The organism is Nonomuraea composti (genome assembly GCF_012034275.1).
Lineage (GTDB): Bacteria > Actinomycetota > Actinomycetes > Streptosporangiales > Streptosporangiaceae > Nonomuraea > Nonomuraea composti.
On the sequence record NZ_JAATEP010000023.1, the window covers coordinates 136,418 to 156,041 of the forward strand.

At 71.7% G+C, this 19,624-nt stretch carries 18 protein-coding genes, 1 other RNA gene and 1 pseudogene; 6 read left to right on the forward strand and 14 right to left on the reverse strand.

What is annotated here, in order from left to right; translation table 11 throughout:
* Window positions 1-24 precede the first annotated feature (24 nt).
* The 6 genes and pseudogenes from HCN51_RS29880 to HCN51_RS59895 all read right to left on the reverse strand — a co-directional run bounded on the left by HCN51_RS29880 (window position 25) and on the right by HCN51_RS59895 (window position 5,431).
* Window positions 25-981: a helix-turn-helix transcriptional regulator gene (locus HCN51_RS29880; RefSeq protein ID WP_168013791.1), complete on the reverse strand. Its 957-nt coding sequence runs from the start codon at window positions 979-981 to the stop codon at window positions 25-27.
* A 42-nt stretch (window positions 982-1,023) separates the two neighbouring features.
* Complete coding sequence (locus tag HCN51_RS62430) at window positions 1,024-1,923, reverse strand: NADP-dependent oxidoreductase (protein ID WP_346433850.1); 900 nt, start codon at window positions 1,921-1,923, stop codon at window positions 1,024-1,026.
* Between the two features lie 63 nt (window positions 1,924-1,986).
* Window positions 1,987-2,919, reverse strand: a pseudogene (locus HCN51_RS62435) (zinc-binding dehydrogenase); the annotation flags it as partial.
* A gap of 40 nt (window positions 2,920-2,959) precedes the next feature.
* On the reverse strand, window positions 2,960-4,387 hold the full coding sequence (locus HCN51_RS29890) for an Nramp family divalent metal transporter (RefSeq protein ID WP_168013795.1): 1,428 nt from the start codon (window positions 4,385-4,387) through the stop codon (window positions 2,960-2,962).
* A 267-nt stretch (window positions 4,388-4,654) separates the two neighbouring features.
* Window positions 4,655-4,882, reverse strand: a complete 228-nt coding sequence (locus HCN51_RS59890; RefSeq protein ID WP_240973372.1) for a hypothetical protein — start codon at window positions 4,880-4,882, stop codon at window positions 4,655-4,657.
* Between the two features lie 54 nt (window positions 4,883-4,936).
* The gene (locus HCN51_RS59895; RefSeq protein ID WP_240973373.1) at window positions 4,937-5,431 is read right to left on the reverse strand and encodes a hypothetical protein; all 495 of its coding nucleotides are present in this window, start codon (window positions 5,429-5,431) and stop codon (window positions 4,937-4,939) included.
* Window positions 5,432-5,624: 193 nt separating this feature from the next.
* On the opposite strand from HCN51_RS59895, the gene HCN51_RS29900 reads away from it, so the two are divergent.
* Window positions 5,625-6,023, forward strand: coding sequence for an SSI family serine proteinase inhibitor (locus tag HCN51_RS29900; protein ID WP_168013797.1), 399 nt, complete (start codon window positions 5,625-5,627; stop codon window positions 6,021-6,023).
* Between the two features lie 330 nt (window positions 6,024-6,353).
* Here the strand turns inward: HCN51_RS29900 and HCN51_RS29905 are convergent, their stop codons facing one another.
* Window positions 6,354-6,902, reverse strand: a complete 549-nt coding sequence (locus HCN51_RS29905) for a DinB family protein (RefSeq protein WP_168013799.1) — start codon at window positions 6,900-6,902, stop codon at window positions 6,354-6,356.
* A gap of 108 nt (window positions 6,903-7,010) precedes the next feature.
* Between HCN51_RS29905 and HCN51_RS29910 the strand changes: the two genes are divergently transcribed.
* Window positions 7,011-7,970, forward strand: coding sequence for a helix-turn-helix transcriptional regulator (locus tag HCN51_RS29910; protein ID WP_168013801.1), 960 nt, complete (start codon window positions 7,011-7,013; stop codon window positions 7,968-7,970).
* Between the two features lie 509 nt (window positions 7,971-8,479).
* Here the strand turns inward: HCN51_RS29910 and HCN51_RS29915 are convergent.
* The 3 genes from HCN51_RS29915 to HCN51_RS29925 form a co-directional block, all read right to left on the reverse strand.
* Window positions 8,480-9,574 carry a M20 family metallopeptidase gene (locus HCN51_RS29915; protein ID WP_206068034.1) on the reverse strand — a complete coding sequence of 365 codons (1,095 nt, stop codon included), beginning with the start codon at window positions 9,572-9,574 and terminating at the stop codon, window positions 8,480-8,482.
* A gap of 148 nt (window positions 9,575-9,722) precedes the next feature.
* The gene (locus HCN51_RS29920; protein WP_168013803.1) at window positions 9,723-10,751 is read right to left on the reverse strand and encodes a dipeptidase; all 1,029 of its coding nucleotides are present in this window, start codon (window positions 10,749-10,751) and stop codon (window positions 9,723-9,725) included.
* Window positions 10,752-11,268: 517 nt separating this feature from the next.
* A complete protein-coding gene (locus tag HCN51_RS29925) occupies window positions 11,269-12,723 on the reverse strand; it encodes a flavin-containing monooxygenase (protein ID WP_168013805.1) in 1,455 nt (484 codons plus the stop codon).
* A gap of 121 nt (window positions 12,724-12,844) precedes the next feature.
* On the opposite strand from HCN51_RS29925, the gene HCN51_RS29930 reads away from it, so the two are divergent.
* From HCN51_RS29930 to rnpB, 4 genes are all read left to right on the forward strand, one after another.
* On the forward strand, window positions 12,845-13,645 hold the full coding sequence (locus HCN51_RS29930) for a Nif3-like dinuclear metal center hexameric protein (RefSeq protein WP_168013815.1): 801 nt from the start codon (window positions 12,845-12,847) through the stop codon (window positions 13,643-13,645).
* A gap of 2 nt (window positions 13,646-13,647) precedes the next feature.
* Window positions 13,648-14,388 (forward strand): zinc ribbon domain-containing protein, encoded by a 741-nt coding sequence (locus HCN51_RS29935; protein ID WP_168013817.1) that lies wholly within the window; start codon window positions 13,648-13,650, stop codon window positions 14,386-14,388.
* Window positions 14,385-15,719, forward strand: coding sequence for a bifunctional RNase H/acid phosphatase (locus HCN51_RS29940; RefSeq protein ID WP_168013819.1), 1,335 nt, complete (start codon window positions 14,385-14,387; stop codon window positions 15,717-15,719). The genes HCN51_RS29935 and HCN51_RS29940 overlap by 4 nt, the downstream gene beginning before the upstream one ends.
* A gap of 144 nt (window positions 15,720-15,863) precedes the next feature.
* Window positions 15,864-16,255, forward strand: an RNA gene (gene rnpB / locus HCN51_RS29945) — RNase P RNA component class A.
* Between the two features lie 21 nt (window positions 16,256-16,276).
* On the opposite strand, the gene HCN51_RS29950 is transcribed toward rnpB, so the two are convergent.
* The 4 genes from HCN51_RS29950 to HCN51_RS29965 all read right to left on the reverse strand — a co-directional run bounded on the left by HCN51_RS29950 (window position 16,277) and on the right by HCN51_RS29965 (window position 19,622).
* On the reverse strand, window positions 16,277-16,465 hold the full coding sequence (locus HCN51_RS29950) for a hypothetical protein (RefSeq protein ID WP_155126282.1): 189 nt from the start codon (window positions 16,463-16,465) through the stop codon (window positions 16,277-16,279).
* Between the two features lie 240 nt (window positions 16,466-16,705).
* Window positions 16,706-17,341, reverse strand: a complete 636-nt coding sequence (locus tag HCN51_RS29955; RefSeq protein ID WP_168013821.1) for a class I SAM-dependent methyltransferase — start codon at window positions 17,339-17,341, stop codon at window positions 16,706-16,708.
* A 93-nt stretch (window positions 17,342-17,434) separates the two neighbouring features.
* The gene (locus HCN51_RS29960) at window positions 17,435-18,364 is read right to left on the reverse strand and encodes a serine hydrolase (RefSeq protein ID WP_168013823.1); all 930 of its coding nucleotides are present in this window, start codon (window positions 18,362-18,364) and stop codon (window positions 17,435-17,437) included.
* A gap of 244 nt (window positions 18,365-18,608) precedes the next feature.
* The gene (locus tag HCN51_RS29965) at window positions 18,609-19,622 is read right to left on the reverse strand and encodes an NAD-dependent epimerase/dehydratase family protein (protein WP_168013825.1); all 1,014 of its coding nucleotides are present in this window, start codon (window positions 19,620-19,622) and stop codon (window positions 18,609-18,611) included.
* Between the last annotated feature and the right edge of the window lie 2 nt (window positions 19,623-19,624).

Consider the following 19,624-nt stretch of genomic DNA (forward strand, 5'->3'; position numbering starts at 1 on the left):
TCGCCCGCCCCGCTGACCGGCCCCTTACCGGCCACTGACCGCCCGCCGGTAACGTTCGGACAGGCGCAGCACGTGCTCGGCCAGCTCCGGCGGGTCGAGCACCTCGAAGTCCACGCCGATGAATCCGACCCACACCGCGATCCCGTTGAGGTCGTCACCGCCCAGCTTGAGCACGCAGGTGCCCTCGTCCACCGGCTCGACCTCCAGGCCGAGCGGCAGCTCCCGCATCCGCTCGGCGGGCGCGTGCAGCAGCACCGTCGCCCGGTACCGCCACATCGCCGTGTTCAGCCCCTTCTCCACGTACGCCGCCACGTCGCCGTCGCCCGGCAGCTCGCGCGGCGTGAACCGGGGCCCCGACGGCGTGCGCAGGCGGATCCGGTCCACCCGGAACGTGCGCCAGCCGTCGCGGTCCACGTCGTAGCCCACCAGATACCAGCGGCCGCGCCGGTGCACCAGGCGGTGCGGCTCCACGCTCCGCACCGTCGGCTCGCCCTCGTGGGCCGTGTAGTCGAAACGCAGGCCCTCGTGGTCGCGGGCGGCGTTCGCGATCGTGGTCAGCACCTCCGGCGGCACGGCCGGCGCGCTGCCCGGGATCTGCACCGTGTACGCGTTCAGCGCGCTCACCCGCCGCCGCAACCGCGACGGCAGCACCTGCTCCAGCTTGGCCAGCGCGCGCACCGAGCTCTCCTCGATCCCCTCCACGCCGCCCCCGGCCGCCCGGCCCAGCCCCACCGCCACCGCGACGGCCTCCTCGTCGTCCAGCAGCAGCGGCGGCAGCGCCGCCCCCGCGCCCAGCCGGTAACCGCCGGCCACGCCCGGGGTGGCGTGCACCGGATAGCCGAGCGAGCGCAGGCGCTCGACGTCGTTGCGGATCGTCCGCGTGGAGACGCCGAGCCGGGCCGACAGCTCGGGGCCGGACCAGTCGCGGTGCGCCTGGAGGAGAGAGAGGAGCTTGAGCAGGCGGGCCGAGGTTTCCAGCATGAGCACCAGTGTGCCCGCTGACGCGGCAAGGTGGCTTCCGCATTAGGTCTGAGCCGTGCTGATCACCAGCTTGCCCAGGAAGTGGCCCTCCTCGCTGCGGCGGTGGGCGTCCGCGATCCGCTCCAGCGGGAACACCTCGGCGACCGGCAGCCGCACGTGCGGCGCCTCACGTAGGGCGCGGGCCGCCGCGGCGGCCCCGTCGCCGGTCGAGAACCGCACCCCGAGCCGCTGCGCCCCGTCCCGGTCCGCGATCGTGATCACCTTGTCCGGGTCACCGGTCAGCTGTACCGACAGCTCCAGCTCGTCCCGGCCCGAGGCGTCCAGCACGCGATCCACGGACGGCGGCAGGCGCCGCTCCAGCCCCTCCCCGTAGGCCACGGGGCGCACGCCGAGGCCGCGCAGGAAGTCGTGGTGGCGCTCGCTCGCCGTGCCGATCACCGTGACGCCCCGGGCGAGCGCGAGCTGCGCGGCGGCCAGGCCGACGCCGCCCGCGACCGCGTGGATCAGCAGCGTCTCCCCCTCCTCGACGCCCAGGTCGCGCAGGGCGCGCCGGGCCGTCTCGACCGCCACGGGCAGCGCGGCGGCCTCCTCGTACGTGAGATCGTCCGGCTTGGGCGCCAGCGCGTCGGCCTCGGCGATCGCATGCGTGGCCACCGCCCCCGGCGCCACCTGCCCGTACACCGGGTCGCCGAGCCGCAGCCCGCGCACGCCGGGGCCGAGCGCGTCCACCGTGCCGGCCAGCTCCATGCCGGTGCCCTGCGGCCCGTCCGGAGCGGCGCCGCGGAAGCCCCGGCGCAGCTTCCAGTCGATCGGGTTCACGCCCGCCGCCCTGACGGCCACCCGTACCTGGCCGGGGCCCGGCTCCGGCAGCGGGACCTCCACGATCTCCAGCACCTCCGGCCCGCCGTGCCGGCTGTACCGGGCCGCCCGTGCGCTCGCCACCAGCAGCGCCTTGCCGACCAGCTCGCGCGACTGCAGAGCGGCGTGCGCCTCAGCCGCCCGCTCCAGCGGCACGACCAGGCCCACGGCGGTCGCGAGCCGGCCCGCCGCCACCTCCTTGAAGGTTCGCTCGGCCAGCCGCCTGAACTCGTCGGGGGCGAACTGCACCTGCTCCATGCCGATCAGCCGGACGCCGCGCCGCTCGGCCTCGGCAGGGTCGACGGGCGCCACGGAGCCGCTCGGCACCCCGTACGCGAAGAACCGGCCGCCGGGCGCGACCAGTGCGAACGCCGCCGCGCCGACCTCCCCACCGACCCCGTCGAACACGACCTCGAAGCTCCTCGCCGCGATTCCGCCGCTGGAGCCGCCCGCGCCGGCCCCGTCGTCCCGCACGCCGCCGGAGCTTCCCGTGAGCTCCGGGTAGTCCACGGCCTGCGCTGCTCCCGCCTCCAGGGCCGCCGCCCGTTTGGCCGGGCCGTGCGCCGCCGCCGTCACCCGGGCGCCGGCCGCGCTCGCCAGCCGGACGAGCGCCAGCCCCAGCGCGCCGCCGGCCCCCGTGACCAGCACCCGCGCGCCCGGCCGCAGCTCGGCCGCCTCGACGAGGCTCAGCGCCGCCGGCCCGACCTGGACGAGCGCCGCCGCCTGCCACAGCGGCACCTCGCCGGGCACCGCGACCACCGTCTCCACCCCGGCCACGGCCCGCTCGGCGTAGGCGCCGCCGCCGGGGAGCAGCGCGGCCACCCGCCGCCCCACCCACCCGGCCTCCACGCCGTCACCGGCCGAGATCACCCGCCCGGCCACGCCCGTGCCGGGCACGAACGGCGGCCGGGCGGGGAACCAGTCACGCCCCCACCCGGCCCGCAGCTGCGCGTCGATGGACATCACGTCCACCACCGACACACCGATCACGACCTGCCCCGGCCCCGCCACGGGTTCTGGCGCCCGCTTGGCCACGAGCACGTCGGGACCGCCGAACTTCGTCACCTCGACAACCTTCATGCCGCCGAGTGTGCAACCTCAAGCTCGGTTGAGGTCAACTTCAGAAGAGCTTCCCCGCCTGCTGGATGACCACGATCACGGTCAGCGTCCCGAAGAACGCCACCGACCAGATCAGCGCCCCCAGCCGGTACGAACGCACCTTGAGCGCCTCCGGCAGCGCCCGCCGGTTCAGCACGATCAGCAGGATCGAGTACACGAACATCATCACGGCCGCGAAGCACGCCGAGAACACCAGCAGGATCAGCGGCTGGTCCAGGCCCGCCAGCAGGATGGCGATGCCGATCAGCGCCATCGCCCACACCGTGTAGAAGTAGACCCGGTTCACCGAGACGGGCTTGTCCCGCAGGTAGACCGTCTTGATCGTGTCGGAGGCCAGGCGCGAGGTGTAGTCGACGATGCCCATGGCCGAGGCGAACAGGGCCAGCGCCCCGATCACCCAGAACAGCACGCCGAACCACGTACCGACGCTGCCCTGCAGCACCTGGCCCTCCACCTTGAGGAAGCCGATGCTGTTCTCCAGCCCCGGCCGGCCGAACACCGTGGAGTGGGCCAGCATCGACATGAGCGCGATCGTCAGGAACGACACCACGGCGAACGTCCACGCCTGCTCGACGTTCGCGAAACGCCACCACTGCTTCCAGCGCGCCAGGTTCTCCTTCGTCGGCGCGAACTGGAAACCGGTCGAGGAGACCGCCTCCTCGTGGCCGGTCACCGGGCTGACCAGGCGCGGGACGTACAGACCCATGCCGAAGCCCTTGTCGCGGATCCAGTTGCTCTGGCACAGGTTCTGGCCGCCGCCCGCGCCCGCGTACGCGATGGCGCCCATCAGCACCGCGAAGTCCAGCGGCGGCACCGGGAACCTGGCGCCGACGGTCAGGCCCTTGCCCAGCTCCAGCCAGCTGTCCGCGTTGATCGCGAACAGGATCGCCACCACGATCAACGTCGCCACCAGCGCGATCTTCACGAAGATGACCCGTTCGAGCAGGACGTAGATCACGGGCGCCATGGTCAGCCCGATCGCGATCACCAGCAACATGCCGATCGCGATCCACCGCACCGAGCCCTCGCCCGAGCCCGTCAGGTACGTCACCATGGTCGCGGACGTGGTCACCCAGCCCGGCCACAGGTTCGAGCACAACGTCATGATCACGAAGACGAGGCCCCAGTGCTTCCACATACGGCTGAAACCGGTCAGCGCGGTCTCGCCGGTGGCCAGCGTGTAGCGCTCGATCTCCATGTTCAGGAACCACTGCGTGATGATGCCGATCGCCGCGCCCCAGATGAAGACCAGACCCACCTGTGAGGCGATGTACGGCCACAGGATGAACTCGCCCGACGCCAGCCCGACACCGGCGCCCACCAGGCCGGGGCCGATGATGCGCCACGTCGACCGCGGCGGCTCCGGCAGGTCGCGCACGGCGACGGCCGGTAGGACTCTCGCAGGAACGGTGGGGGTGAATTCCGCCATGCGGATCTCCTTGCTTGCTTGCTTATCCGCCACATTACAGAGACCCGAAACAGTGGTGGAATACCTAGTTAATTACCATCCGGCACGCGCGGCGCTCTCTGGCCGGAGACGCCCCGCATGCGCGGCGCTCTCTGGTTGGAGACGCCCCCGCATGCGCGGTGCTCTCTGGTTGGAGACGACCCAGCACGCGCCGCGATCCCTGCTTGGGGACGACCCCGCATGCGCCGCGATCTCCAGTCGGAAACCACCCCGCACTCACCGTGATCTCTAGCTCATGACCACCACGTACTCGCCGCCCTCCGTGAACCCCGTCACCCGCGCCCCGGCCGCCATGGCGCCGCCCAGCGCCTCCCGTACCGCCATCCGCCACGTCATCGCCGCCGTCGCGTCCTGCCGCCGTAGCCGCTCGACATCGCGCGGCGTCCCCACGAGTACCACCCGCCGCCCGCGCGCGTCCCCCGCGACCAGAGGCCGCCCGTCGTCCGCCTCCCGCACCAGCGGGTACGCGTCCTCCTCTCCTTCGTCCTCCTTCTCCTCTTCGTGAACGTGTCACACCGCCAGCAGCCGATCGGACGCGTCCCCCTCGTTGATCGCGTCCGCCATCGCCCCGTAGAACTCCGTCAGGTACGCCTCCGGCCGGGCGCCCAGCTTCACCAGGTTGAAAGAGGCGTTCCGCCGGACCAGCGGATCGAACGTCCACGTGATCCGCTCCAGCCCCCGCTCCTGGCACCAGGCCCGCTGGTGCAGCTTCAGCGCGTACCCGACCCCCTTGCCGATGACGGCGCCGGTGACATGCGAGTGCAGCGACCGCTCCGCCGCCAGGAACCCCACGGACGCCCCCACCATCGCATCACCCGCGAACGCCCCGGCCACGTAGTTGCCCGTGTGCGCGAACCCGGCCATCAGCTCCACGGTCACCGGCGCGTTCGCGGGCTCCGGGTGCCAGATCTCGTCGAAGAGCCGGTAGACCTGCTTGAACTCGCCGAGCTTCCGCAACTCCCTGATCACCACACCGGCCCTGGCCGCCGCCTGCTCATGCTCCATGCCTCCATTTACGCATGCGCCCGGCGTCGGCCACCCGCACGGCGCGGTCCATGAGCTGCGCGGACACCTCTCTGTATCATCTCCATCACTCACAGCTATCCCTGCTGCTCATGGCCGCCGCGACCCGCCCGCCTGTAGTCATGGTGCGTGCGTCGTCCCGCCCCCGGGACGCCCATTGACCAGGGAGGACATCATGCCGCTCGTGCTGACCGCCGTCCGCAGGATCGCCACGCTCGGGCTGTGCGCGGCCGCGGCCCTCGCCGGCCCGTTCACGACGCTCCCCGCCCACGCCGCCGCCGGGGCCGACCTCATCATCACCGTCACCCCGCGCACCGACGGCGCGTACTCGATGCGCCTCACCTGCGACCCGGACGGCGGGCTGCATCCCTACCCGTCGGAGGCGTGCGACGCGCTCCGCTCGGTGGACGGCCGCGTGTACGACCTCGACCTCGACCCAGGACCGTGCCCGCTGATCTGGGATCCGGTGGACGTCGAGGTGCGGGGGCACTGGTACGGGCGGCCCGAGGCGTACTACGAGCGGTTCCCGAACCGCTGCGCGATGGAACACAGACTGGGGCCGGTCACCGGCTGACAGACCCCTGACGGCGCTGCCCGCCCGCGAACCCGGGCAGCGCCCTCCATGACCGGGCCTCCCCGCCCCCAGCCCCAGCTCCGGCCTCGAACCCCGGCCCCCCAACTTCCCGACGCCAGCCCGGCCTCTGACCCCGACCCCCCAACTTCCCGACGCCAGCCCGGCCTCGGATTCCACCGCGACCTCCGGCCCCAGCCCTCCGGCCCCAGCCCTCCAGATTGCAAGCCAGGTCCAGCCCCCGGCCTGCAAGCCGCCCGCAGCCCCAGACCTGCAAGCCACCCTCAGTCCCAGACCTCCAAGCCGCCCCCCTCAATCCCCGTGTGCGGCTCATCAGCCCATGCTCTTCGCCCCATCCAGCGACTCCCGGATGATGTCGGCATGCCCGGCATGCTGCGAAGTCTCGGCGATGATGCCCAGCAGCACCCGCCGCGCCGACCGGCGCTCGCCGGGCTTGAACCACGGAGCGGCCGGCAACGGGTGGTCGACGTTCAAGTCAGGCAGGGAGACGACCAGCTCATCGGTCCTGCGCGCCACCTTCTCGTACTCGGCCAGCGCCCCGGCCAGCGTCTCGTCGGGCAGCAGCCGGAACCCGTCCTCCCAGGAGGAGTAGTCGTCCTCGCTCATGGAGGAGTAGTCCGGCATGGCGGACGGGCCGTTCAGGATGAAGTCCGCCCAGCTCCGCTCGACGGCGGTCACATGCTTGATCAGCCCGCCCAGGGACAGCTCGCTGGCGGTCGTGCGCAGCCGGGCCTGCTCGTCGGTGAGGTCGCGGGTGGTGAAGCGCAGGAAGTGCCGGCTCTGCGCCAGCGCCGCCAGGAGGTCGGCCCGCTCCCCGGTCACTTCGCTGGTGTGGTTGCTGCTGGGCGTGTTGACGGTCATGATCGCTGCCTTCCTCTGGGACGTTTCCTGCCGCTCAAGAACAGACTGCCAGCCATAACGGTCACTTCCTGACCTGAATCCCGGCAATCTCGCGGAAGAATGAAAGGCATGGCGAACACCAGCACCCGGACGCTGCGGCTGCTGTCCCTGCTCCAGACCCACCGCTACTGGCCAGGCCCCGAGCTGGCCGAGCGCCTCGGCGTGTCGGCCCGCACCCTGCGCAGGGACGTCGATCGGCTGCGCGAGCTGGGCTACCCCGTCCAGGCGCAACGCGGCGTGGACGGCGGCTACCAGCTCGCCGCCGGCGCGGCCCTGCCGCCCCTGGTGATCGACGACGAGGAGGCCGTCGCCCTGGCCGTCGGCCTCCAGGCCGCCGCCCAGAACCCGGTGGAGGGCATCGCCGAGTCGTCCCTGCGCGTGCTCGCCAAGGTGGTGCAGGTCATGCCGGTACGCCTGCGGCACCGCATCGACGCGCTGCGCGCCATGACCGTCTCCGCAGGCTGGAGCGGTGGCCAGCCCAGGGCCGCCGTCGATCCGGGCGTCCTCACCACGATCGCCCTGACCTGCCGCGACACCGAACGGCTGCGCTTCTCCTACACCGCCGCCGACGGCCGGCACACCGAACGCCACACCGAGCCCCACCGGCTCGTCTCCCTCGGCCGCCGCTGGTACCTGGTCGCCTACGACCTCGAACGCCACGACTGGCGCAGCTTCCGCGTCGACCGGCTGTCCGCCCCGCAGGGCACCGGCGCCCGCTTCCGCCCCCGGCCCCTGCCCACGGCCGACGCCGCCACGTTCGTCCGCTCCCGCCTCGACGACCTGCCCCGCTCCCACCGCGTAGAGGTCCTGGTCAACGCCCCCGCCGAACGCGTCCGCGAACGCATCGGCAAATGGGCCACCATCGAAGGGATCGACCCCACCCACTGCCGCGTCCACATGATCACCGACAACCTGGAATGGCCCATCATGGCCCTGGGCACGCTCGGCGCCGACTTCCGCGTCCTCAACCCGCCCGAACTCCTCACCCAACTCCACGACTGGGGCGCCAGATTCACCCGCGCCCAGTAACCTCCTCGCTCGCGATCTCCCCCAAGGCCCACCCTCACCCACCAAAGAACCCGCTTGCCCACCCACAGCACCGCCCCCGACCCACCCCGACCCACCCCGGCGGAACCCGGCAAGCCCACCCACGCCCAGGAGTCGTGAATAGCCGACGGCAACGACGCCTCCACCCTCCCGATCCGCCCAGCCGCCGCCAACGCCGTGATCTTCCCTGCCCTCTGCCCGCTGACCCGCCTGTGGGGCATAGCCACCCGCCGCCAGCGTTACCACGGCGGCCAACATCCCCAAGCGGGCGTCCACGACCGAATCACCTGGAACTTCATCACCTACATCTGCCTCGGCTCTTCTGCGCTCCGGTGCTTATCCGGTCCCCGCTCTACCGGCTCCGCTCTGCCCAACCCTTGCCGCCTGGCCCCTGGCCGAGCCCGTGCCCTCCCTTGCCCCATGGCCGCGGCGGCCCGTGCGCCGGCGATCGCGCTGGACACGGCGTCCGATGCCCCGACCGTTTGGGTGCTCTAGCGGACCGCTTCGATGAGTGCTCGCAGGAGGGCTACGCGTGCCGGCATTTCGGCGACGATCACGTGTTCGTGGTCCGCGTGAGCCCCGCCGCCGACGGCGCCCAGGCCGTCGAGGGTGGGGCAGCCGACTCCGGCGGTGAAGTTGCCGTCAGAGGCGCCGCCCACTGAGGCCGACGTGAGCGGGCCCAGGCCCAGCCCAGTCGCCAGCTCCTGGGCCAGGGTGAAGAGGGTGGCCGACATCGAGGGCTCCAAGGGGGGACGGTTGGGGCCGCCGAGGATCTCCAGGCGGGTGCCTGGTACCACGGGCCGCAGGGCGTGCATGGCCTCGTCCACCCGGGTCTGCTCCGCCACCTCGGCCACTCGCACGTCCACGCCGACCGAGGCGGTGGCCGGCACCGTGTTGAGGGAGGTGCCGCCCGACAGCACCGTGGGGGTGACCGTGGTCGCGCCCGCGCCCATGGCGGCGATGGTGAGGATCTGGTGCGCCAGCTCGATGCCGGCGTTGGCGCCCTTCTCCGGCTCCAGGCCCGCGTGTGCGGCCTTACCGTGCACGGTGACGGTGTAGTTGGAGGTGCCCTTGCGTGCCGTCTTCAAGGCGCCGCCGTCGGCGCTGGCCTCCATGACGAAGGTGGCGGCCAGCCCGCGGGCGGTGTCCTGGATCAGGGGCGAGGACGTGAGCGAGCCGACCTCCTCGTCGCCCGTGATCAGCAGCGTGACGCCGTCGAGCGAGTCGAGCCCGGCCAGCGCGTGGAACGTCTGCACCAGCCCCGCCTTCATGTCGAAGACCCCCGGCCCTCGTGCCACCCCGTCGACCAGGGACCACGGGTGGGTGGCCAGGGTGCCGATGGGCCAGACGGTGTCGTGGTGCCCGAGCAGGAGGACCCTCGGCGTGCCGAACGACCAGCGCAGGTGCGTGACGCCGTCGATCAGCAGGAACTCGGGGGCGGTGCCCAGGTGGCGGGCACCCATCGCGGCCACCACCTTCGCACTGCGGGCCACGGCTTCGAGGTCACTGGAGAAGGACTCGCACAGGACCAGCTCCTCCAGGTCTTCGACCATGCCGGCGGCCTGCTGGGAAGTGTTGTCGGTCATGCTCACGATGATCGTCCCTGAAGCTGTGCGGAGGTGCTGGTCACAAGGGGGTGGCGAGGGCTGCTGGTCTTGAGTGGGTGCCGGACGGTGGCGGTCACAAGGGGATGCCCGGCGGTGGCGGTCAGAAGAGGGTGCTGGGAGAGGGTGGTCATGAGAGGAGCTGGCCGAAGAAGCGGTGTACGTTTCCGCCGATGATCTGCATGACGTCCTTCTCCGGGAGCCCGCGTGCGAGCAGGCCCTCCGTGACCATGGGCAGCCCGGCCGGGCCCTCCAGGCCGGGGATGGCCTGCTTCGGGTTCACGCCTCTTGTGTAGAGGTCTTCGCAGCAGGGGGGCGTAAGGTCGTCCATCACCTCGCGGATGAAGTCGGGGCCGAGGCCCACGTGATCGATGCCCGCCACGGACACGATGTGCTCGATGTGGTCGAGCAGTCGGTCGAGGGTCATGTCGGCCTCGTGCTCGGCGAGGAACGGGGCGAAGAAGTTGACGCAGATGACGCCGCCGGTGGCGGCGACGGCGCGGAGCTGGTCGTCGGTGAGGTTGCGGTGGTGGTCGCGCAGGGCGCGGGCGGAGGAGTGGGTGGCCATGACCGGCCGGGTGGCCAGCTCCAGCACGTGGGCGACGCCGGACGCGCCCAGGTGGGAGATGTCGAACACGATGCCGAGACGCTCCATCTCTCGCAGGGCCGCGATGCCGGCGGAGGTCAGGCCGCTGCCCGTCGCGTCCTCGCCGCTGCCGTCGGCCAGCTGCGTGCGGCCGAAGTGGGCGATGGAGGCCACCCGGACTCCCAGGCGGTGCATGGTCGGGATCAGCTCGACGCTGGCGTCGAGGCCGGGCATGCTCTCCATCGCGAGCACCAAAGCGATCTTGCCTTCGTCGAGGGCCCGGTCGATGTCGGAGGCGTCGAGGCACAGACGTACGTGATCGGTGTTGCCCTCCGCCAGCACGTGGGCGCACTCGATCATGCGGAGGGTCTGCCGCAGCGCGCCCTCAGGGAGATACTGGTCGTCGATGAAGACCGGCAGCACCTGAAGATCGACGCCTCCGTCGCGGAGCTGGGGCAGCCATCTCTCCCGGAAGAACGAGGCCCACTGGTGCGGCGGTCTCGCGGAGACCGCCATCAGCAGGTCGTTGTGGGTGTCGGCCACGACAGCGCGCTGGTGCAGGGGAAGCGTCATGGCAGGACGGTATCGCGAGGCTGGGACCTGCAACAATGCGTCCCAGGTCCGATCTTTTGGATCACTTGTACGACCTGGGTTTGATGGTCAGGGGAGAGGGGCGCCTGGCGGGCGAGTGGGTGCCAGGTGGGGCATCGTCGCCGGGCATGCCACTCACGGGAGCGGCCACGTCTGCAGGAGGTCCTGCGGGTGGATGGGGCAGGGTGGCTCGCCGCGAAGTGGCTGGTCGCGAGGTCGCTGTCGCGAGGTGGGTGGTCGTGAGGCGGCTGATCGTGAGGTGGCTGGCGTGAGGTGGCTGGGCGCCATGTGACGGGAGGCGTTGAGGCCATGGAGCAGTGAGGGCGAACGGTAGGGACGCGGAGCCGCATGGCGGGAAGTCGTGCGGAGGGGAGCGGCGTGGCAGGGCAGCCGCACGCGCGAGAAGCCATGCGGAGGGGAACCGTGCGGGCGGGGCGGGAGGGACGTGGAGCCGCAGGAGCCGCGGGAGTCGCGCGGTCGGCGGGCGGTTGCCCGGGTTTCAGGGGCGGGCTGGTTGGGGGGATCCGATCGGTCGGTAGGCGGGTTGGGGTGGGCGGGTGGTGAGTCGGCGGTACAAAGTGGTGGGGCCGGGCCAGTTGTTGGTGATCCGGCCGGACGCGGTCTTGTACCAGCTCTGACACCCCGCCCCCCAGACCATCCGCTCCATGGCCGCGTCGAGCTGCCGCCGCCATGCCGCCATGACTTCGGGCCGCACTTCGATGGGCCCGTTCACGGCCAGGTACGGCAGGCACGCCATGACATGATCGACCTGGCATTCGATCATGAAGATGATCGAGTTGTGCCCGAGGTTGGTGTTGGGCCCGTACAGCAGGAACAGGTTGGGGAAGGCGGGTACGGAGATCCCCAGGTACGCCTCGGCCCCGCCGGCCCACCGCTCGTCCAGTGACTGCCCTTCGCGCCCGACGACCTCCATGGGGGCGAGGAACTCGGTGCTGTTGAAGCCGGTGGCGTACACGATGGTGTCGGCCTCGTACGTTCCTTCGGTGGTCTCGATGCCCTTGGCGGTGACCCGTACGATCTTGTCGGTCACCAGCGATACGTTGGGCCTGGTCAGCGCGGGGTAGAAGCTGCTGTCGATGACGACCCGTTTGCAGCCGGGCGGGTAGTCGGGCGTCAGCCTGGCGCGGAGGGCGGGGTCGGGCACCTGGTCGCGCAGGTGCCGCAGCGCCCGCTGCTTGAGCAGGCGCACGCTCCATCCCTGGGCGAGCGCGGGGTAGAGGGTGGTTTCGGCGTACCGGTAGATCCATTCGCGGTAGGCGCGCTGCAGCCCGGGGAGGTGGCGGAAGGCGAGCCGGGTGAGCGGCCCGAACGTGGCGTCGGGTTTGGGGATCACCCAGTTGGGGGTGCGCTGGAAGACGTACAGGTGCTGGGCGCGTTCGGCGACGCGCGGGATGAGCTGGGCGGCGGAGGAGCCGTTCCCGATGACGGCGACGCGCCGGCCGGTGAGGTCGTGCGCGTGGTTCCAGCGCGCGGAGTGGAACGAGACCCCTTCGAACTCCGTCATGCCGGGAATGTCCGGCAGGCGGGGCCGGTTGAGCTGCCCCACGCCCATGACCACCACGTCGAACGCCTCCGTGCCGCCCGCCGTGGTGACCTGCCACTTCGCGCCGTCGAAAACGGCCCGCCGTACTTCGGCGTTGAATCGGATCTTTCGCCTGACGTGGTATTTGTCGGCGCAATGTTCGAGGTAGGCGAGAATTTCCGGCTGTTCGGGATAGCGACGGGTCCAGCTCGCGTACTTCTCGAACGAGTACGAGTACAAATGCGAGGGAATGTCGCACCCCGCGCCGGGATAGCTGTTGTCGCGCCAGGTGCCGCCCAGGTCCCCGGCCTTCTCGTAGACCGTGTACGAGCGAATGCCCGCGCGTTCGAGCTGGATCGCCATGCACAGCCCGCCGAAACCCGCTCCGACGATCGCGACGCTAGGTGCCATGCCGCCCTCCGAACGCAAGTCAGGATTCACTTACATTACGCCGAACCTCGTTCGCAAGACACCCCTGCCCGCGCCCGCCGCGAGCCGTCCCGCGGGCCGGTAGTCTGCGCAGGTGGCTGCTGTGACGTTGACTGACGTGATCGAGGTGCTCGAGGCGGCCTACCCGCCCGCCCGGGCCGAGTCGTGGGACGCGGTGGGCCTGGTCAGCGGCGACCCGGCCCAGCAGGTGCGCAAGGTGCTGCTCGCGGTCGACCCGGTCGCCGCCGTCGCCGAGGAGGCGCTCGACTGGGGCGCCGACCTGATCGTCACCCACCATCCCCTCTACCTGCGCGGCACGACTTCCGTGGCCGCCACCACGCCCAAGGGCAGGCTCGTCCACAATCTGATCAAGAACGACATCGCCCTCTACACCGCCCACACCAACGCCGACGTCGCGAACCCCGGCGTGTCCGACGCCCTGGCCAGGGCCGTCGGGCTGGCCGGCGACCTGGTGCCGCTGCAGCCGTTCCCCGACGACCCGTGGCGCGGGCTGGGCCGCGTCGGGGAGCTGGCGGAGAAGACGACGCTGGGCGAGTTCGCGCGGCGGGCCGCGGAGGGGCTGCCGCGCACGTCGTGGGGCATCCGCGTGGCGGGCGACCTGGCCCGGCCCGTCCTGCGCGTGGCCGTCAGCGGCGGGGCGGGCGACTCACTCCTCGGTACGGCCGCCGCCGCGGGCGTCGACGTGTTCCTCACGGCGGACCTGCGGCATCATCCGGCCAGCGAGTTCGTGGAGTCGGGCGGGCCCGCGCTGATCGACGCCGCGCACTGGGCGACCGAGTGGCCCTGGCTCGACAGCGCGGCGTCCATCCTGCGCGAGAGTGGCGTTACCGTTGAAACACGTGTCTCCGCCACGGTCACCGATGCTTGGACAAGAGGATATTGATCATGAAAGCAGCCCCTGAGGCACAGAAGCGACTGCTCGACCTGGCAGAGCTCGACTCCGTGATTGATCGGCTGGCGCACCGCCGCCGCACCCTGCCCGAGCTGGCCGAGATCGACGAGCGCTCCAAGTCGTACGCCAGGCTCGCCACCCAGGTGATCGAGGCCGAGACCGAGGCCGGCGACCTCGCCCGCGAGCAGACCAAGGCCGAGAGCGACGTCGACGCCGTGCGCACGCGCGCCGACCGCGACCAGAAGCGCCTCGACTCCGGAGCCGTGACCTCGCCGCGCGACCTTGCCAGCCTGCAGTCCGAGATCGCCTCGCTGCACAAGCGGCAGGGCGACCTCGAAGAGGTCGTGCTGGAGATCATGGAGCGCAGGGAGGCCGCCGACTCCAAGGTCGGCGACCTGGTGGCCAAGCGCGACGAGGAGCGGGCCGCCTTGTCCGCGGCGGAGGACCGCCGCGACGCCGCACTCAACGAGATCGAGAAGGAGGCGGGCGAGGTCCAGGCCCGCCGCGCGGGCGTCGCCGGCGACATCCCCGCCGACCTGCTCAAGCTCTACGAGAAGCTCAGGGAGCAGTACGGCGTGGGCGCCGCCATGCTGCACGGCGGCCGGTGCCAGGGCTGCAAGGTGGCCCTGTCCATCGCCGAGATGAACCGCATCAAGGCCGCCCCCCACGACGAGGTGCTCCGGTGCGAGGAGTGCCGCCGCATCCTCGTCCGCACCGCAGAGTCGGGCCTGTGACGTCGTACGTCATCGAGGCCGACGGCGGCTCGCGCGGCAACCCCGGCCCCGCCGGCTACGGGGCGGTCGTCAAGGACGCCTCCGACGGCCAGGTGCTGGCGGAGGCGGCTGAGGCGATCGGCGTCACGACCAACAACGTCGCCGAGTACCGCGGGCTGATCGCCGGCCTGCGGGCCGTGCTCGACCTGGGCGGCGACGGGGCGCAGGTCGCGGTCCGGATGGACTCGAAGCTGGTCGTCGAGCAGATGGCGGGCCGCTGGAAGATCAAGAACGAGGGGCTGCGCCCGCTCGCGGCCGAGGCCGGCTCGCTGGTCAGGCGGCTGCGGGTGACGGAGTGGACGTGGATCCCCCGCGAACGCAACTCCCACGCCGACCGCCTGGCCAACGAGGCGATGGACGCCGCCGCCAAGGGGCTGACCTGGAAAGCGGGCGGCACCACCACGCCGGCCGCGCCCGACGCGCCTGACGCGCCTGACGCGCCCGACGGGCAGACGTCCGGCACAAGGACGTCCGCCACAAAGGCATCCGGCACGAAAGCGCCGGGCACGAAAGCGCCGGGCACGAAAGCGCCGGGCACGAAAGCGTCCGCCGGGCAGACGGATCTGCTTGACGCGGGCGACATGTCCGAGCTGTCCGCCCCCACCGCCTCCGTGGCCACCGCCCAGGCCAGGGCCACGGGCCAGGGCAAGGGCACCGGCTGGGCTCCGCCCACCCGCGTGGCCACGTCCCTGCTCCTCCTCAGGCACGGCGAGACGGAGCTGTCGCTGGAGCGCAGGTTCTCGGGCCGCGGCGAGGCCGAGCTCACGGCCAACGGCCTGGCCCAGGCGTCGGCGGCGGCGGCGAGGCTGGCGCGCGACCCGTACCGTCTCGACGTGATCGTCACCTCGCCGCTCAAGCGAGCCAGGCAGACCGCGGAGGCGGTCGCCGGGCAGGCGGGCGTCGAGGTCGAGGTGTTCGACGATCTCAGGGAGGCCGATTTCGGCGCCTGGGAGGGGCACACGTTCACGGAGGTGCAGCGCCGCTGGCCGGCCGAGCTGACCGCGTGGCTGTCCGACCCCGAGGTGGCGCCGCCGGGCGGCGAGAGCTTCGCCGAGACCGGCCGCCGCGTGCAGGCGGCCAGGGAGCACCTGGTGGAGCGCTACACGGGCAAGACGGTGCTCGTGGTCTCCCACGTGACCCCGATCAAGCTGCTCCTCAGAGACGCCCTGCTGGCGCCGCTGCAGTCCCTCTACCGCATGCACCTCGACCTGGCGTGCCTGTCGCTGATCGAGTACTACGCCGACGGGCCGGCCGTGGTGAAGTCGTTCAACGACACCTCGCACCTGCGCTGACCGGGGCCGTGCCGGGTGCCAGTGAGCCACCCGGCACGACCGCCGCGACGCCACCGCCCCCCTCAGGCGATGACTCCGCCATTCCAGCGAATCGATCTTGTCGCTGGGTTGGGAACGGCTTGGGATTTGATACAGTCCAGCAGACGAGTCGGCCGGGCGGCCGCGTCGGGCCACACCAGGCCCGCCGAGGAAGGTCCGGGCTCCACAGGGCAGGGTGGTCGGTAACGCCGACCCGGGGTGACCCGCGGGACAGTGCCACAGAAAGCAGACCGCCTCCCGGCCTGGCCGGGGGGTAAGGGTGAAAGGGTGGTGTAAGAGACCACCAGCGCCCACGGTGACGTGGGCGGCTAGGTAAACCCCACCCGGAGCAAGGTCAAGAAGGGACGCTCTCCGGAGCGTTCCGCGCGCGACGTTCGAGGGCTGCCCGCCCGAGTCGTGCGGGTAGACCGCTCGAGGCCGCCGGCAACGGCGGTCCTAGATGGATGGTCGCCCCTTCGCAAGAAGGACAGAACCCGGCCTACAGGCCGGCTCGTCACCCCTCACCATCCTGGTGGTGGCTACGGCTTTCTGTGGTTGAGGCTGACGATCGTGAGCGCCAGCCCGGCCACTCCCACGAACGCGGCTCCGGCTGCGGCTCCCGCCGCCATCAGTTCGGCCTTGGTGTCCACGAGCACCAGGATCGCCACGAACAGGGCGACGATGGCCGCCACGCCGAGGGCGAGGGTCACATGCCAGCGACTGTCCATCCCGCCTACCTCCATTGGGGAGCACGCCGATTCGAGTGACGTGTCTGCGAAGCATGCTCGGCCCGCGCAACGGGTGTGAGGGCGAGCGGTGTGGCTAGCGCGCGTAGCTACCGACCAGTACGTGATCAGTTTACGGCTGCTGACCAGGGCAATCGAGGTTATTGACACATGCGACAGCGTGTCTTGGCAAAGAGTCCCGCGGATCTGAGCCGCAGGCTGCCTCCGGCCCCACGCGGTGCGCTACGTGCGGGCGCGCCCCAGCACATGCGTCATCCGGGGCATCCCCGGCTGGGGTGAGAAGCCGAACGTGTCGCACTCCGTCACCTCGAACCCGGCCCGCCGGATCGCCTCCAGGGTGTTCCTGTTCGGGTGGCAGCCGCCTGCGGCCAGGCGCCACAGCGGGGTGATCAGGTCCTCCAGGAGGCCGAGCGCCGGGTTGGGTGAGCGTACGTGCTCGTAGAAGCGCAACTCGCCGCCGGGCCTGAGGACCCGCGCGGCCTCCGCCAGTGCGCGGGGCTGGGAGGGCACGGAGCACAGGACCAGCGACACCACCACGACGTCGAACGCGCCGTCGCCGGACGGCAACGCCTCCGCGTGGCCGGGCACGACCGACACCGGTACGGGTGCCGAGGGTGCCTGGGCCGTCGCCAGGGAGCGCAGGACGTCGTCCGGCTCCACGGCCACGACCTCCGTCACCCCAGGGCCGTAGTGGGCGAAGTTGCGGCCGTTGCCGGCCCCGATCTCGATCACCCTCCCCTCGGCCCCGGCCAGCAGCCGCCGCCGGTGCTCGTACGCGCCCCGCCGGTCGACGAGCTCGGCCACCCGCGCGTACGCCTGGGCGAAGCGCGGATGCTGGAAGTCGGCCTGTCGCGTCATCGCATCCCCTCGGAACGGCGTCTTCCGGGTCGCGTCATCGCATCCCCTCAAAACGGCTCCTTCCAGCATGCCTCACCGCCCAGCATCCACCCTTCAGCGCGCGATCACGGCTTTGGCGACGAGCTTGCTGACGTGCTCGACCGCCTTGATCCCCGCCCCGAGCGAGAGGTGCCGGCGGGAGACGACGGCGATCAGGTACGTGCGGCCTCGCGCGCGTACCCGGCCGATGCTGTTGACCGTCCACCGGCCCCCGTCGCGCGCGCGGGGCAGCCAGCCGTTCTTGAGCTCGGCGTGCCCGCCGACCGCGCTCACCCCCCACGCCTGCTCGGACGTCACACCGCGCATGAGCGCCAGCACGTAACGGCGATGGCGAGCCGACAGGGGGCTCTTGGGGGAGACCAGCGCGTTCAGCAGGCGTACCTGGTCGGCGGCGCTCGTGGTGGTCGAGCCCCACGCGCCTCCCGGCCCGGGGCGCGTGTCGCGTAACCCGAGCTTCCTGTTGGCCGCGGCGAGGCCCCTGGAGCCGCCGATCGCCGCCCACAGCCGGGACGCGGCGCCGTTGTCGCTCACCTTGATCGCCTGTGCGGCCGCCCGCTTCTCCCACGCCCGCAGCCCGCGCCGCTCGCGCTGGGCCCGCAGCAGCAGCGCCATCACGAGGTTCACCTTGACGATGCTGGCCGTGGCCGTCCTCAGGCCGCGGTTGTAGGTGTAGGAACGGCCGGAGGAGAGCTCCCGCACCGACACGGCGAGGTCGCCCGGGAGGTCGTCGAGGTAGCGGTCCAGTGAGCGGGTCAGAGCCTTGCGGTACGAAGGGCGCGGGGCCACCGCCTTCACCGAATCGTGCGGGGCCGCCTCGGTCGCCGGTTCCGGCGCGGACACCACCGACACAGGGGGCAAGGGGACGGGCGGGGGGAGGGGGACGCCGCTCGACGACAGGAGGGTCAGCGAAGCGAGCACACCCGCCAGAGCGACCCAGCACCGCGCCGACACCCCCGGCACCAGCGCGAACGCCATGAAACGCATGGCGGGCAGCATTCCTGCCCGGCTGTTTCCACGGTGTTAGCACGGTGAGGGGCGGAGGTGGTTCGTCCCGGTGGCGAGCCACCATCGGCGGCCCCGTCCAGAGGGCATGGCTCGACGCCGGGGCACCTCCGCCCCTCCGGCCCCTGGGAGTGAGGACCGGCGTCGCGAGGAACGCCATGGGCAAGTGGAGAACCTCGCTGCACGGCGACCCTAACCCCGCCCGCGCCGCCCGGTCTGCGGAGGATTACATAGACCGGGCCTCCCACGCTGCCAGGATGGCCGCCTCCTTCTCGGGGGCCATGCCGTGCCGGTTGTGGGTGCCGTAGTTACGTCGGTCCTCGGGGATCTCGCGCAGCCACGCCCACGTGTCGCGCACGGTCTCCGCCAGCGGCCTGATGCGCAGCCCGGCCGCCACCGCCCGGCCCGTCGGCACGCCCCAGAAGTTGTCTCGGGCCTCGGCCGGCGGGCTCCACAGCGGCAGCTCCACGAACGCCCCCGCCTCGTGCTCCACCAGGAACGCGTCGTCCACCCAGACGAGCTCGGCGCCGGACCCCGTGGCCGCCACGCAGGCGTCGAGCCACTCACCGTATGTGATCTCGCCGGCGGGGCCCGCCACCAGGAAGGAGCCGGTGGTGCCGCGCTCGGCCTGGTCGAGGATGAAGGCCGCGAGGTCGCGCGCGTCGATGAGCTGCAGGGGCGCGGACGGGTCGCCGGGCGCCAGCACCTTGCCGCCACGGGAGATCCTGGTCAGCCACCACGGCAGCCTGGCCACGTCTTCGTGCGGCCCGAGGATCACGCCGGGCCGCACGATCAGCACGTCACCGTCGAACCCCTGCTCGACCGCCCGCTCGCAGCCCGCCTTCAGCACGCCGTAGTCGCCGTCGTCGGGGCCCGCGTCGGGCGCGCACGCCCAGCCCTCCGACTCCTCGGTGACCGGCTTGGCCGGGAAACCGTCGACGGCCGAAACGCTGGACACGAACGCGTACAGGCCGGCCCGCCCCGACAGCGCCCGCACCGACTCGCCCACCACTCTCGGCACGTAACCGCAGGTGTCGACCACGACATCCCACGACCTGCCCTCGGCCAGCCGCTCCAGGTCGGCGCGCGACTCGCGGTCGCCGCGCACCGCCTCGACGCCGGGCACGTCGGCCCCGCTGCGCCCCCTGTTGAACGTCGTCACCTCATGGCCCCGCGCCAGCGCCGCCTCCACGACGGCCCGGCCCGCGAACCCCGACCCACCAATCACCAGAATGTTCATGC